At 72.4% G+C, this 13,886-nt stretch carries 11 protein-coding genes and 1 pseudogene; 3 read left to right on the forward strand and 9 right to left on the reverse strand.

Features of this window, described 5'->3' with window-relative positions; genetic code table 11:
* Positions 1-93: 93 nt before the first annotated feature.
* Together OG534_RS35840 and OG534_RS35845 are read left to right on the forward strand one after the other, a co-directional pair.
* A complete protein-coding gene (locus OG534_RS35840) occupies positions 94-1,521 on the forward strand; it encodes a hypothetical protein (RefSeq protein WP_326586251.1) in 1,428 nt (475 codons plus the stop codon).
* Positions 1,522-2,031: 510 nt separating this feature from the next.
* Positions 2,032-3,003 (forward strand): SDR family oxidoreductase, encoded by a 972-nt coding sequence (locus OG534_RS35845; RefSeq protein ID WP_326586250.1) that lies wholly within the window; start codon positions 2,032-2,034, stop codon positions 3,001-3,003.
* Here the strand turns inward: OG534_RS35845 and OG534_RS35850 are convergent.
* From OG534_RS35850 to OG534_RS35870, 5 genes and pseudogenes are all read right to left on the reverse strand, one after another.
* Positions 2,994-4,091 carry a helix-turn-helix transcriptional regulator gene (locus OG534_RS35850; protein ID WP_326586249.1) on the reverse strand — a complete coding sequence of 366 codons (1,098 nt, stop codon included), beginning with the start codon at positions 4,089-4,091 and terminating at the stop codon, positions 2,994-2,996. The two genes, OG534_RS35845 and OG534_RS35850, sit on opposite strands and share 10 nt — an antisense overlap.
* Before the next feature lie 35 nt (positions 4,092-4,126).
* Entirely contained in the window at positions 4,127-5,179 is a 1,053-nt protein-coding gene (locus OG534_RS35855; RefSeq protein WP_326586248.1) for a DUF4259 domain-containing protein, read from the reverse strand.
* A 208-nt stretch (positions 5,180-5,387) separates the two neighbouring features.
* Positions 5,388-6,278: a hypothetical protein gene (locus OG534_RS35860; RefSeq protein ID WP_326586247.1), complete on the reverse strand. Its 891-nt coding sequence runs from the start codon at positions 6,276-6,278 to the stop codon at positions 5,388-5,390.
* 53 nt (positions 6,279-6,331) lie between these two features.
* Complete coding sequence (locus tag OG534_RS35865) at positions 6,332-7,261, reverse strand: alpha/beta fold hydrolase (protein ID WP_326586246.1); 930 nt, start codon at positions 7,259-7,261, stop codon at positions 6,332-6,334.
* Positions 7,262-7,336: 75 nt separating this feature from the next.
* Positions 7,337-7,597, reverse strand: a pseudogene (locus tag OG534_RS35870) (VOC family protein); the annotation flags it as partial.
* Positions 7,598-7,698: 101 nt separating this feature from the next.
* Between OG534_RS35870 and OG534_RS35875 the strand changes: the two are divergent.
* Positions 7,699-9,747: an ATP-binding SpoIIE family protein phosphatase gene (locus OG534_RS35875; RefSeq protein ID WP_326586245.1), complete on the forward strand. Its 2,049-nt coding sequence runs from the start codon at positions 7,699-7,701 to the stop codon at positions 9,745-9,747.
* On the opposite strand, the gene OG534_RS35880 is transcribed toward OG534_RS35875, so the two are convergent.
* The 4 genes from OG534_RS35880 to OG534_RS35895 all read right to left on the reverse strand — a co-directional run bounded on the left by OG534_RS35880 (position 9,734) and on the right by OG534_RS35895 (position 13,873).
* Positions 9,734-10,951 (reverse strand): carboxylesterase/lipase family protein, encoded by a 1,218-nt coding sequence (locus tag OG534_RS35880; RefSeq protein ID WP_326586244.1) that lies wholly within the window; start codon positions 10,949-10,951, stop codon positions 9,734-9,736. The two genes, OG534_RS35875 and OG534_RS35880, sit on opposite strands and share 14 nt — an antisense overlap.
* Before the next feature lie 8 nt (positions 10,952-10,959).
* Positions 10,960-11,232, reverse strand: a complete 273-nt coding sequence (locus tag OG534_RS35885; protein WP_326586243.1) for a carboxylesterase family protein — start codon at positions 11,230-11,232, stop codon at positions 10,960-10,962.
* Positions 11,233-11,596: 364 nt separating this feature from the next.
* Positions 11,597-13,432, reverse strand: coding sequence for a glycoside hydrolase family 15 protein (locus OG534_RS35890; RefSeq protein WP_326586242.1), 1,836 nt, complete (start codon positions 13,430-13,432; stop codon positions 11,597-11,599).
* Positions 13,433-13,579: 147 nt separating this feature from the next.
* Entirely contained in the window at positions 13,580-13,873 is a 294-nt protein-coding gene (locus OG534_RS35895; RefSeq protein WP_326586241.1) for a hypothetical protein, read from the reverse strand.
* Positions 13,874-13,886 lie beyond the last annotated feature (13 nt).

A 13,886-nucleotide genomic window follows, 5' to 3' on the forward strand; every position in this document is an offset into this window, starting at 1 on the left:
CTCTCCGGCCATGCCCCTGCCCCGCCACCGTGAGCGGGCTCCTTGCGGCGTGTCCAGGCAGTGGCCGGCGTCCGCCGATTCCAGGAGCAGGCCATGTCCCGTCCCCGCACGCCCCGTCCCCGCACGCCCCGCCGCCTCGCGCTCGCGGTGCCCGCCGCCCTCGGCGCCCTCGCCCTCACCGCGCTGCCCGCCTTCGCGACCTCGTCGCCGGCGCAGATCGCCACGTCGAAGACCAACGGCGTCGCCTACCTCAAGTCCCTCCAGGCGGCCGACGGTTCGTACGCCGGCTCCGGCCTGTCCAACGAGTGGGCGTTCAGCACCTTCGCCGCCGCCGGCACCGCGGTCGTCGACGTCGCCCCCGGCGGGGACACCACGAAGAACGCCCGGACCGTCTACCGCAACCTTCTGTCCACCGCGGGCTGGCCCTCCGGCGCACCGGTGGTCACCGACTACGAGCGCGGCACCCTGAACGCGTACGCCGCGGGCATCGACCCGGCCCGCGTGTCGGCCTCCCGCAACCTCATCGCGCACGTCTACTCGTACTGGCAGACCGCCGAGGCGGGCTACTTCGGGCCGTCCGGCAACTTCAACGGCACCGTCTTCGCGGCCCTCTCCCTGGGCGGCGCGAAGACCCAGGCCGGCGGCGCCCGTGTTCCGCAGGCACTCACCGACTCGATGGTCACGCGCATCCGGGCCAACCAGCACGTCGACGGCGGCTGGACCTACCAGAAGGCCGAGGGCAACCCCACCGTCCTCAACTCCGCGAGCGACGTCGACATGACCGGCGCCGCGATGGCCGCCCTCTGCGTCTCCGGCGTCCCCAACACCGACACCGACGTCGTCCAGGCCAAGAACTTCCTCAAGGGCAAGCTCGTCGCCAACTCCGGTGCCTTCAACTCCCTGTACGGGGTCAACACCAGCTCCAACGGCTGGGGCGTCGCCGGCCTCAACGCCTGCAGCATCAACCCGCAGACCGGTGACTTCCTCACCGTCAACGGCAAGACCCCGATCGACTTCCTGATCGCCAACCAGTACAACCCGGCGGGCGGCTTCAAGTACAAGCCGTCCGACACCACCCCGACCGCCTACGCGTCGATCGACGCGCTGCGCGCCGTGGCCGGTGGCGGATTCACCACGGCCCCGCCCGTCCCGGTCACCCCCGGGGCCCCGCAGTGGGTCGCGCAGTCCACCTTGACCGCCGGCACCGCCACCAAGCTCGCCCTGACCGTCGACGACGGCGCCGGCAACCTCAAGGTCTGCTCGGTGGCCTTCACGCCGACCGGTACGACCACCACCCTCGGCGACGTCCTGAACGCGGCGACCAGCGGCGCCACCCCGTCGGGCTGTGTCACCGGCGTCACCCCCTCGTCGGGCACCGGCACCATCACTAACGTCAACGGCAAGGCCAACAGCGGCGGCAACACCTGGAAGGTGAGCGTCGACGGCTCCGCCTTCGCCGGCGCGCTCCGCGAGAAGGTGATCAACGTGGGCGACACGATCGCCCTGCGCTGGGGCGCCTGATCCCCTCCGGGTGCGGGGACCCGCGTACGGGCCCCCGCACCCGGAGGCCGGAGTACGGGCCCCGCACCCGGAGGCACGAGTGCGGGCCCGGTGCGCACGGAGCCCGACGAGCCTCCGTGCGCGACCGGGCCGCGGCGATCAGTCCGTCAGATAGGCCCGGGTGATCGTGATCTCCGACTTGCTGCCCGAGGCGTCGGTCACCGTGCCCCGCAGGGACACGTGGCCGCCCTTCGGCGGGTTCTTCACCGTCACCGCGCCGGACGCGACCGGGGCCCTGCGCCAGGTGTAGCCGTCGTCGTACGAGATGGACCGTCAGGGACTTCGGCTTGCCGCCGACGACGGTGACCGGGACGCGGACCCTCCGGTCCGCCGGCGAGGTAGCCGCCAGGATGGGTGCTGATCGGCACGCCTCGGGTGGCGTACGGCCGACGGCGCGCGGCGTCGGGTGATCGGCGAGGTGCGGAGAAAGGGTGACAGGATCTGTCGGGATTGGCGTGAACGATGGATGACATGAGCAACGAGGACATCACCATCCGGAACGCCGGCCCCGACCACCCGCGGCGCCCGCTCGCCGGCCGGATCGCGCTCGTGGCGGGGGCCACCCGCGGTGCCGGACGCGCCCAGGCCGTCGAGCTCGGCCGGGCCGGCGCCACCGTGTACGTCACCGGCCGCACCACCCGTACCCGGGCCAGCGAGGTCGGCCGGACGAGCGAAACCATCGAGGAGACAGCCGAGTTGGTCACCGCGGCCGGCGGCACCGGCATCGCGGTGCCCACGGACCACCTCGACGAGGACCAGGTACGCGCCCTCGTCGAGCGGATCGACCGGGAACAGGGGCGGCTCGACATCCTCGTCAACGACCTGTGGGGCGGTGAGCACCTCCTCGCCGGCTCCGTATTCGGGAAGAAGAGCTGGGAGACCCCCCTCGCCGACGGCCTGCGCATCCTGGAACTCGGCGCGCGCTCTCACGTGATCACCGCGGCGCTGCTGCTGCCCTTGCTGATCCGTTCGGACGCGCCGCTGCACGTGGAGGTCACCGACGGCACGGCGCGCTCCAACCGCCGCTACCGCGAGAACATGTACTACGACCTGGCGAAGAACGCCCCGATCCGGCTCGCGTTCGGGCTGGGCCAGGAGCTGGCGGAGTACGGGGGTACGGCGGTCGCGGTCTCGCCGGGTTTCCTGCGCTCGGAGCAGATGCTCGCCCACTTCGGGGTGAGCGAGGAGAACTGGCGCGACGCGATCGCCCGGGAGCCGGCCTTCGCCATCGCCGAGTCCCCGCAGTACCTGGCCCGCGCGGTCGCCGCGCTGGCCGCCGATCCCGGCCGGGCCGCCCGCTGGAACGGGAAGTCCACCTCCAGCGGGGAGCTCGCGAAGACCTACGGGGTGCGGGACGCGGACGGCAGCCGCCCGGACGCCTGGGCCTACTTCGAGGACGTCATCCACGGCGGCAGGGAAGCCTCCGCCGAGGACTACCGCTGACCCTTCGCCCCGGCTGCCCCCTTCGCCCCTTCCGCGCCCTTCGGCTCCGGCCGGTAGAGGGCGGCCAGGGCCGCCGCGCGCTCACGGAAGCGGGCGCGCAGGGAGGCCGGGGCGAGCACCTCGGCGTCCGCGCCGAGCCCGGCCAGCTGGTCGAAGGCGACCTCCTCGGACTCCGCGGTCAGGTCGAGGGTGACCAGACCGGCGGAGTCCGGGGCGCTCGCGGAGGCCAGCGCGTCCTCGACGGCGGCTCCGTCCACGACGGCCGGCAGCCGGCGCAGCCCCCACGCGGTCAGCCGCACCGTGACGGTGGTGCGCAACAGCGCGCGGGCGAAGTCGTGCGAGCGCGCCTCCCAGTGCGCGGCCAGGTCGAAGGCCGCATCGCGTACGAACGGCTCCTGGACGCCGGGGGCGGGCGCCAGGGCCGTGACACGGTCGACGCGGTACGTGCGCCAATCGCCGTCGCGCCCCTCCCCAGCGGCGTCCCCATCCCCATCCCCGTCCCCGGTACGGAGACGTGCCACGACGTACCAGGTGCCGGCCTTCAGGACGAGCCCGTACGGGTCCACCACCCGCGACACCGCGGAAGGCGGCGAGCCGTCCCGGCCCGGCCGGGCGTAGGACAGCTCGACGGTCCGGTCCGACCACACCGCGCGGGCCAGCTCCGGCAGCAGCTCGGGTGCGGAGGGCTCGCGGAACCAGGCCGGGGCGTCGAGGTGGAAGCGGCGTACCGACGCCTCGGCGGCCGCGCGTACGGACGGGAGCAGGGTGGCGGTCAGTTTCAGCCGGGCGGTGTCCGCCGCGTCCGACAGTCCCAGGTCCCGCAGGGCCGACGGCAGCCCGGACAGGAACAGGGTTTCCGCCTCGGCCGGATGCAGCGTGGTCAGCCGGGTCCGGTAGCCGGGGGCCAGGTGGTAGCCGCCGGTCCGGCCGCGCTCCGACCGGACGGGGATGCCGGCCTCCTGCAGGGCCTGGGCATCGCGGATCACCGTCCGCTCGGAAACGTCCAGCTCGCGGGCGAGAGCGGCGGCGGTCAGGCCGGGGCTCGACTGGATGAGCAGGGCCATACGGATCAGACGGGCGGCACGCATGCCTCCAGGATCACGGACCCGGCGAACGAAAGGCCTCACCGCCCTCCGCGGTGCGCGGCGGCCTGCCCGTGCGATCGCGGGGCGGGTGTGAGGGGTTCGCCGTTCAGGTCGGTCGTGCCGGATCCGTCCCACCACACGGTGCCCTGCGTGGTCAGGAAGGGGACGGCCCCGTCGACCTCGGAGCCGTGCTCGAAGGCATCGGCCACCGCGGTCAGGTAGGTGGCGAGGCAGGGCCAGCCGTCGTCGAAGTGGCCGGTGTCGCCGTGCGACGCGCTGCCCAGGCGGCCCTGGCCGGGCCCTTCGCGCATGTCGATGACGTCGGAGTCGCCGTCGCTCTGGGCCCAGGGGATCCACTGCGGGTGCCACCAGGGCTCGTCGTTCCACTCGGAGGCCTCGGTCAGGTCGGGGTCGTCCCCGGCGATCTCGACGCACATCTGCCAGTGGCCGAGGATCCCCGCGACGGACAGGGGCGGTCGGCCCGGGAGCAGGTTGTCCCACTCGGTGATCCCGTTGTGGCAGGCCAGTGAGTCCAGCAGGTCGGCGGGGAAACGTATCCCCATCGCTTCCTGCGCGGCCTCGACCTCGGCGTGATCGGCCGGGGGCGCGAGCAGGGCGTAGGAGGCGGGGGAGTGCCGTCGCATCCACGCGTCGATCCTGGCCCAGGAGTCGGCCACCGGTCGCGCTGCCGGGAAGGTGAGGACCCGGCGCAGCAGGTGCAGGCTGCGCAGCCAGTGGAGGTACCGGTCGGTCTCCTCCCAGAGCTCCCGCAGCTCCGACGGCGGGGCCGTGATCCGGTCCAGGGCGCGGACGGCGGTGTCCCGCAGGTCGGCCGGGAGCTCCGGGACGGGCAGGTCCGGCGCGTAGGCGCTGGTGAGGGGACGGCCACCGGGGCACTGGGCGGCGACGAGGGCCGCGGCGGCCACCGCCTCGACCGCCAGGTGCTGATCGAGCGGGTCGCCGGCGTCGAGGACCCGGACGAGCGCGTCCCGCACGAGGCCGGGCCGGCCGGCTTCCGGGGTCTCGTCGAGGGAGCCGCAGAAGTCCGCCGCGGTGTCGTTGTCGAAGGGGCCGACGTCCCAGGTGCCCATGGGTCTCCTCGAGGCGGGTTGTCCGCGATACTGACAGGTGGCACCGACAGCGGGCGTCCGGGGGCGGCTCCACCGGAGCGGGCTTCGCCATCAGGGGTTCTGACAGGGCGTCCGCCCGAACGGCGCGCCCTGCGCGGCACGTCCGTACGGGACGACTTGTACGGCACGTCCGTCCGTACGGCGCGTCCTCCGCGGCTCGCGGCCGTGGCTACGGACCGGGCGGCGGGGCGAGTCGTGCGGGCGGGAGCGTCCGGTGGACCATCCGGAGGGCGAAGGAGCGCGGAGGCTGCCAGACGTGCCGGTCGTCGAACGGCCAGGCGTAGATCGGGGCTCCTTCACGGACGCAGCCGAGCAGGCCCGGCGCGGAGAGTTCGTGAGCCGACCACTCGTAGAGCTGTTGCAGGCGCGGAACGATCACCCCGAAATCGAGGAGCCGGCCGAACCCGATCTCCCTGTCGAGGTGCCACTGCACCGTGCCGCGGAGCGGGTACTCGTCGGGGAGCACCCGCGACAGCTGCAGGAAGATCCCGGTCATGCCCAGCCTCGGATCACCGAGGAACGGGGCGAGCGGACGCAGCGGCCCGAGTGAGATCCGGGGCGCCGCGACGAGGGTGTGGGCGTAGAGCACGCGGCAGAGGACGACGTTCATGAAGAACCGCTCGCTCTCGTTCTCCGCCTCCGCGAGGCCGCGGTTCTCGAGGTAGGCGGCTACCACGCTCCCGTTGTGCGCCCGGTACCAGGCCCGGGCGGTGGGGCGTTCGGCGAAGGACAGCCAGTGGTCGACCGTACGCGAGGAGGGCGGCCCCGCAAGTCCGCCGCTGAGCCCCACCGCCTCGCAGCCGTCCCGGAGAATGCGTTCGTTCACCTCACGCCACCACGGACTGCCTGGCAGGTCGCCGGACGCCGGCCGCAGCACGCCCCGCCGTACCTGCCAGCGCATGAACGACAGCGCGGCCCGGCGGAACGGCAGGTGCTGGGGCGCCTTGCCGAACGGGCCGGAATAGCAGCGCTCCATCAAGGCCGTCCGCCCGGCAGGGTCATCGCGGACCTGGGCGACCTGTCGCGCCGCCCACGCCGCGGCCGTGACCTCGGACGTCATGCCCACAGGATGCCACTTCGCGCTTCGCGCGGCGGCCCGCGCGCGGGGGAACGTCACGTGCCGGGCGAGCCGCCCCGGTCCGCGACCAGGCGGATCGCCGCGATCGTGAGGTCCGGGTCGTGGAGCTGGACGTAGTGGTCGCTGCCGGTCGCCAACAGGTGCGGGGTCTGCGGCCGCAGACCCACCAGCGCCTGCTGCGCCTTCGGCCAGGCCGCCTCCAGCTCGGCGAGCAGGTCTTTCGACATGGTGGGCGGAGCCGCGAAGGGAGCGGTCTTGCTGAGTGCCGCCACCGGTACCGGCGGCAGTGGGCCGCCCTCGGCGATGGCGGTGACCCCGCCGTCGATGTCGACCTGCTCGAAGGCGGGGTCGGCGTCGAAGGGCGTCCCGGGATGCCGCAGGGCGTCGACGTACGCCGCCCAGTCCGCCCCCATCGCGGGCTTCAGCCCGGGCCCGAGGGCGTCGACCAGGACCAGCCCGCGGACGTGTTCCGGATGCGCCTGCGCGTACCTCAGGGCGAGCATCCCGCCGAAGGAGTGCCCCACCAGCAGGTAGGGCCCGGGTACGCGCCCGGCGGACAGCAGCCGGTCCAGGTCCTGGACCATGGCGGCCAGGGGCCGGGTGCCCCGTACGGGGGAACTGCGCGTGGTGAGCGTCGGTGGCTGGGTGTAGCGGAGGGTGCCCGGTCGGTCGTAGGTGCACACCCGTGTGAACGCGGCCACCCCGGGCAGCACCGCGGGCTCCTTCGGCACGGGTGGGGTGGTGTCGGTCAGCGACCAGGAGTCGGATGCCTCGTGCAGCCCCGCGAGCAGCACCACGGTGGGGCTCCCGGACCCCGCGCACTGCAGGTACAGGCTCCGCCCGCCGCCGATGTCCACCGGGCGTCCGGGATCTCCGGCGCCGGGAGATCCCGGACCGGTGGACGCCGCCACCAGCAGAACGGCGGCCAGCGTGGCTGCCAGCCGGCCCGCGCCATGCCCTCGCATACCCCCAGCCTCCCGCGCCGCCGGCCGCCCCGCCATCCCGGTCGAGCAGGTACCAGCGGTACGGCGCGACGAGGGTCAAGCGGGCTGCCACAGCTCGATCCGATGGCCCTCGGGGTCGGTGACCCAGCCGAAGCGGCCGACACCCTCCATGTCCTGCGTTTCTTCGGCCACGTCCGCTCCCCTGGCGCGCAACTGCGCGAGCATCGCATCCAGATCGCGGACCCGGAAGTTGAGCATGGTCTGCTGGGCGCGGGACCCGAAGTGGTCGGTCTCGGACTCGAACGTTGCGAACACCGTCGGCCCGACCCCCTGATGCCACAGGCCGTTCTCCCGTGCGCCGCGGGTCGCCGGGTCTCCCGCCGGGGACGATACTGAAGGTCACGGTGCGTGGAGGCGACATGCGTGAACCGGAGCGTCGTGGCCCGAGGCCGGCCTCGGTGCCCGTCAGCGAAACGGCAGCGGTCGTACTGGACGACGCAGGCGTGGTCGTCGCCCGTTCGGAGCGGGCCGCGACGCTGCTGGATTGCCCGCCGGGCCGGACCTGTGCTCCGTTGCTGGGGCTGCTGCCGCGCGCCGGAACGGAGGCGGGACCGGCCGGGCGCCTGGTGAGACTTCCAGACGGAGACCATGCGGGTCACAAGGTCCCACTGTTCTGCACGGTTGTCCGGCTTGCAGCTCAAGCCCGCACTCCAGGTGGTTGCGACGGCGACGCCGAGGCGCAGTGGCTCGTCCTGGTCACCCCGGCGGAAACCGCGGCGGAGGCGGCGGAGCGAGATGCGTCGCGACGCCGGACGGGGCTGTCGCACGCCGCCGCCGCGGGCATCGGCGCCTCCCTGGACGTGATCGAGATGGCCGAGACCCTCGTGGATCTGCTCGTCCCCGATTTCGCCGACCTGGCGACCGTGGACATCGCCGAACAGGTGCTCGTGGGCGACGAGCCCCCACACCTCGACACCAGCGGCGACGTCCGCCTGCGCCGGACCGCGGCCGCGCAGAGCCCGGAGATATCCGCCGAGGACCTCCTGGCGGTGGGAGAGGCGATTCCCCCCGTAACGGACAGTGCGTTGATGCGTCCCCTCATGAAGGGGCTGCCCGTGCTGGTGCCGGACGTCGCCATCCTGCACGCGAGACTCGGCGTGGATCCGGAGAGCCTGCCGTTGTTCGTCCCGCGGGGGGCGCACTCCTCCGTGGCGGTGTCGCTCTACGCGCGAGGCCTGATCCTCGGCTGCGTCACGGTGTGGCGCAGTCAGCTGCCTTCCGCGTTCAGCGAGGAGGACGCGGCCCTGCTCCAGGACGTCGCCGCCAGGGCCGCCCTCGGCGTGGACAACGCGCGCCGCTACACGAAGGAACACCGGTCGGCGGTGGCCCTGCAGCGAAGCCTGCTGCCGCGCTCGGCCTCGGACTCCGCCGCCGCGGAGACGGTGGGCGTCTACCAGCCGGCGGGCGGCGGCTTGGGAGTCGGCGGGGACTGGTTCGATGTGATCCCGCTGCCGTCGTTGCGCGTGGCGTTCGTCGTCGGGGACGTCGTCGGCCACGGACTCGAGGCCACCGCGGCCATGGCGCGGCTGCGGACCGCGGTGCGGACCCTGGCCGACCTCGATCTGGATCCGGGTGAGCTGCTCACGCACTTGGACGATCTGGTGCTCGGTTTCTCCAGCGAGCAGGTGACCGGCGCATCCCGCGCGGAGCCCGCGGTGCTCGGAGCGACGTGTCTCTACGCCGTCTACGACCCGGTGACGGGGCGGTGCGCCGCCGCCACCGCAGGACATCCGCCGCCGGTCCTTCTGCCGCCGGGTGACGAGCCCGCCTTCGTCGGCATGGTGCCGGGACCACCGCTCGGAGTCGGCGGAATTCCTTTTGAGGTCACGGAGTTCGACGTACGGCCCGGCAGCATTCTGACGTTCTTCACGGACGGACTCGTCGACAGCCGCGGCGGCGACATCGAGGAGGGAATGGAGAGACTGCGGAGAGCGCTCGCCGGCGCGAACTCGAGCCGGAGCCTGGGCGAGATCAGTCAGGGCGTTTTCGACAGCGTGCTGCCCCAAGAGCCCGCCGACGACATCGCCCTGCTGCTCGCCCGCACCCACGCCCTCGCGTCCGATCAGGTCGCCGCGTGGGAACTCGAACCGGACCTTTCCCTCGTCGCGCACGCCCGTGAGCTGGTGGTGGGCCGGCTCTCCGACTGGGAGTTGGACGAACTGGGCTTCGTGACGGAACTCGTCGTCAGCGAGCTCGTCACGAACGCGATCCGCTACGCGGGCGGCCCGGTCGGGCTCCGGCTGATCCGCGACCGGGTGCTCGTGTGCGAGGTTTCCGACCCCAGCAGTACGCAGCCGCGCCTGCGTCGCGCACGGGAGACGGACGAAGGCGGACGTGGCCTCTTCCTCGTGGCCCAGCTCACCGACCGTTGGGGCTGCCGGTTCACCGGCTCGGGGAAGACCATCTGGACGGAGCAGCCCATAGGCGGGCCCCTCAGCGCGGCGTGAGAGGGGAAACGGTCGTGGTGACGGTGTCGAAGCTCATGGTGGTGCGGGATGGCCGGTCGTACCGGTCCCAGCGCGGCATGGCCGGGTGGTTGGGGTCGCCGGTGCGTATGAACGAGATCCATGCCTGGTGCATGGTCCTGGCGAGGCCGTCCCTGATCCTGGTGTCCATTCCCGTCAGGAACGGCGCGTGCGACCACCTGTCGAAATTGTCGAAGACGAACGGAAGTTCCAGGCAGTGCGGGGCACCCAGGCGGCCGTCGTGCGCGGGTGTGGGGAAGCAGAACTCGTACGCCCAGACCGGGCGGCCCCGTGCCGCCCGCGCTTCCGCGAACGCCAGGGTGGGCTTCCTGAACAGCTCGTCGGTGGTCAGGTCGACGAGGACGTCGACGGGCCGTGCGCCCGGGCGGGCGGCCGCGTACGCCGCGTACGCCTCGGCCGCGCCGTCGCCGAGGCTGTCCCGCGCCCGGCCGAGCACCTGCTCCTCGGTCGACGACGCGTACGTCTCGCCCAGCGCGAAGGTGAAGGCGGACTCTTCCCTGGTCCAGCCGATGAGGACGTCGATGTCGGCGCCCGGACCGTCGAGCAGGTTCTCGACGGGCTGCCGCGCCGCCGTCCCCTTGTCGAGCACCGGCATGAACGGCGCGGTCCAGTGTCCCCATTCCATGGTGGCCGTGAGGAGTCCGGCGGTGGCCTCGACCAGCCGAGGCCACGGCACCGTGCGCAGCTCGTCCACGTCCTTCGCGCCGACGATCTCCAGATAGGCGGCGGTTCGGGCCAGGGACTCGGCAGGCGTGGCGAGGGGCATGGCGAGCGGGACGCTCTGGAGGATGGCCCGGCGGAACGGACGGCCGTCACCTCCGTGGCCCGCGAGTGCCGCGGTGGACAGGGCGCCGGCGGACTGGCCGGCGACGGTGACGTTGTCGGGATCCCCGCCGAAGGCGGCGATGTTGTCCTGGACCCAGTGCAGCGCCGCCAGTTGGTCCGTCAGCCAGACGTTGTGGTGCTCCGCGCCGTCGTCCGATGTGCAGGACAGGAGGCCGAGCGGTCCGAGCCGGTAGTTGAGGTTCACCACCACCAGGTCGCCGTCCCGTGCGAAGGTCTCGCCGGAGTAGTTGGGCATGGCGCCGGACCCGGAGATGAAGGCGCCCCCGTGGATCCAGACCAGGACGGGACGGCGGGCGTCGTCGGTGCCGGGCGTCCACACGTTGAGCGTCAGACAGTCCTCGTCGAAGGGCGGGAAGCCGTGGCCGCCGAGTATCGGTCGCCCTCGCGGACGGCCTGCGGGGAACCGGGCCCGTACGCCGTCGCGTCGAGGGTGCCGCTCCAGCCCGGATGCGGCTGCGCGGGGCGCCACCGGAGGGGCCCGACGGGCGGCGCCGCGTACGGCACGCCCTTGAACACGGCCAGGTCGCCTTCGACGACGCCGCGGATCGGGCCCGAGCGCGTGTTCACGACGGGAGCAGGGCGGTCCTGAGTGAAACCCATCCAGTGCGTCCTTCCAGAACGGAATCGATGCCATCGGACCCTCAAGTTATTGCGAAATTATGGCGAGCGTCAATATTATTCGATCCGCCGAGATGGGCAGGTACATGTCGACGCGCCCCACCCGAAGCCTCGGCCGGGTCGGCCACACCCTCCTGGATCCTGCTGTACGGCGACTCCGACACAGGCGGTGAGATCGGCCTGCTGGCCGCGCCGGTCCGTGCGGGGTCGTACCAGGCGGCGTCCGGACAGCCTGCGTCGCGCAGCACATCCCTCGCTGCGAGCAGACTGAGCAACTGGACGAGCCCGATCGAGTCGAGGGAAGCCGGCGGGCACCGCCGCCCCCCGCCCCGGCGGTGATGCTGCGTCAGCCCAGCGCGCGGTCGAGGTTGAAGGCGGCGCTGATCAGCGAGAGGTGGGTGAAGGCCTGGGGGAAGTTGCCCAGTTGTTCTCCGGTCGGGCCGATCTCCTCCGCGAACAGGCCGAGGTGGTTGCCGTAGGTGAGCATCTTCTCGAAGGCGAGCCTGGCCTCCTCCAGCCGGCCTGCGCGGGCCAGCGCCTCCACGTACCAGAACGAGCAGATCGAGAAAGTGCCCTCGGGGCCGTACAGGCCGTCCGGGCTGGCGGTCGGGTCGTAGCGGTACACCAGCGAGTCGGAGACCAGGTCCGTGGTGAGCGCGTCCAGGGTGGAGAGCCACTTGGGGTCGGTGGGCGAGATGAACTTGGCCATCGGCATCATCAGCAGCGAGGCGTCCAGCACGTGGTCGTCCAGTCCCTGGACGAACGCCCCCCGCTCGGCCGACCAGCCGCGCCGCATGATCTGCCGGTAGATCGCGTCCCGGGACTCCCGCCAGCGGGGCAGGTCCGCCGGCAGGCCGCGGCGGTTCGCCATGCGCATCGCGCGTTCCAGCGCCACCCAGCACATCAGGCGCGAGTACACGAAGTTCCGCCGGCCCGCCCTGGTCTCCCACACCCCCTCGTCGGGCTGGTCCCAGTGCTCGCACAGCCAGTCCACCACGGCACCGACCTCGTCCCAGCGGTCACTGCTGATCGGCTGCCCCCACTTGTCGTAGAGGTAGATCGAGTCGATCAGCGCGCCGTAGATGTCCAGCTGGAGCTGGCCGGTGGCGGCGTTGCCCACCCGGACCGGTGCGGAGCCGAGGTATCCCTCCAGGTGCGGAAGGTCGTACTCGGGCAGATCCGTGCGACCGTCGATGCCGTACATGATCTGCAACGGACCGGCCTCCCCTCTGCCCCGCAGGATGCCCCGCTCGGAGATGAACCCCATGAACGCCTCGGCCTCCGAGGTGAACCCCAGGCGCAGCATCGCGTAGACACAGAAGGCGGCGTCGCGGACCCAGACGTAGCGGTAGTCCCAGTTGCGCTCGCCGCCGATCTGCTCGGGCAGGCTGGTGGTGGGGGCGGCGACGATCGCACCGGTCGGCGCGTAGGTGAGCAGCTTCAGCACCAGCGCGGAGCGGTTCACCATTTCCCGCCACCGCCCGTGGTAGCGCGACCCGGCCAGCCAGTGGCGCCAGAACCGGACGGTCGCCTCGGCCTGCTCCTGCGCCTCGGCGCGAGGGCATGACCGGGGCGGGACGCCGTCGCCGATCTGGTCGAGGGCGAACACGTGGGACTCGCCCTCAAGGAGCTTGAAGTGCGACCACACGTCCAGGCCGTCGCCTTCCAGGGGTGCGGTGGCGGTCAGCGCGAGCGTCAGTGACGGGGAGCGGAACACCGCCGTGTGGCCTTCGAGGTGCGCGGTGTGCGCTTCGGCGCCGTAGCCGAAGCGGGGGGCGATCCGTGCCCTGAACGGGAGGGTTCCGCGGACGCAGATCACCCGTCGGATCAGCCGGTGACGGGCCGCCTCGCGCGACTCGTCGACCACGGGCATGAAGTCCTGGATCTCAGCCACCCCGTCCGCGGCGAAGAACCGCGTGATCAGCACGTTCGTGTCGGGGAAGTAGAACTGTCGGGTGCGGGTCGGGACCTCGGCGGCCAACTCGAACGACCCGCCCCGGTCGGCGTCGAGGATGGACCCGAAGACGCTGGGCGCATCGAAGCGCGGGCAGCAGTACCAGTCGATGGTGCCGTCAGTGCCGACCAGGGCGGCTGTACGGAGATCGCCGATCAGGCCGTGCTCGGAGATCGGGATGTAACGGCCGCTGTCCGCCTGCTCGAAGCCAGACCTGTCGAACGCCATGCCGGCCTCCCTGCCGCCGTGGCCGGGCCAGGGGATGAAGCCCCGGTCCGCCTGATGTCGAGCTGAGGACGGCGCCGTGGCGGGCGGATCCGATGGCGGGCACGGAGCGCGTACGGCCGCCGTGGCAGCCGACGAGCTCCTGGCGCGTCACCGGTGTTCGTTCACGCCGTCGACGATGAGGGAGACGCCGATGCCCAGCAGCCAGACGTCCTTGGCCAGCGTGAGTCCCTGTTCGGTCGGGCGCAGGCTGCCTTCCTCCCGCATCCCCGGCGTACGCAGGTAGAGCCCCAGGGTGCCGAGGGAGAAGGCGGTCAGTGCAGCCCCGGCGACAGCGGCGGGGACGACCGGCACGAGCAGCGTGGCGGCAATGGCGATCTCCCCGGCGGAGAGCAGCCGGACGAATTTCTGGGCGTCCTGCTTGCCCAGGAAGGGGTAGGTCATGGCGGCGAACTGC

The organism is Streptomyces sp. NBC_01294 (assembly GCF_035917235.1).
In the GTDB taxonomy this organism is placed as follows: Bacteria; Actinomycetota; Actinomycetes; order Streptomycetales; family Streptomycetaceae; genus Streptomyces; species Streptomyces caledonius.

Coding starts and splice junctions, on each gene's coding strand:
- OG534_RS35840 (WP_326586251.1), top strand. CDS start 94: ATGTCCCGTCCCCGCACGCCCCGTCCCCGCACGCCCCGCCGCCTCGCG.
- OG534_RS35845 (WP_326586250.1), top strand. CDS start 2,032: ATGAGCAACGAGGACATCACCATCCGGAACGCCGGCCCCGACCACCCG.
- OG534_RS35850 (WP_326586249.1), bottom strand. CDS start 4,091: ATGCGTGCCGCCCGTCTGATCCGTATGGCCCTGCTCATCCAGTCGAGC.
- OG534_RS35855 (WP_326586248.1), bottom strand. CDS start 5,179: ATGGGCACCTGGGACGTCGGCCCCTTCGACAACGACACCGCGGCGGAC.
- OG534_RS35860 (WP_326586247.1), bottom strand. CDS start 6,278: ATGACGTCCGAGGTCACGGCCGCGGCGTGGGCGGCGCGACAGGTCGCC.
- OG534_RS35865 (WP_326586246.1), bottom strand. CDS start 7,261: ATGCGAGGGCATGGCGCGGGCCGGCTGGCAGCCACGCTGGCCGCCGTT.
- OG534_RS35885 (WP_326586243.1), bottom strand. CDS start 11,232: ATGGGTTTCACTCAGGACCGCCCTGCTCCCGTCGTGAACACGCGCTCG.
- OG534_RS35890 (WP_326586242.1), bottom strand. CDS start 13,432: ATGGCGTTCGACAGGTCTGGCTTCGAGCAGGCGGACAGCGGCCGTTAC.
- OG534_RS35895 (WP_326586241.1), bottom strand. CDS start 13,873: ATGACCTACCCCTTCCTGGGCAAGCAGGACGCCCAGAAATTCGTCCGG.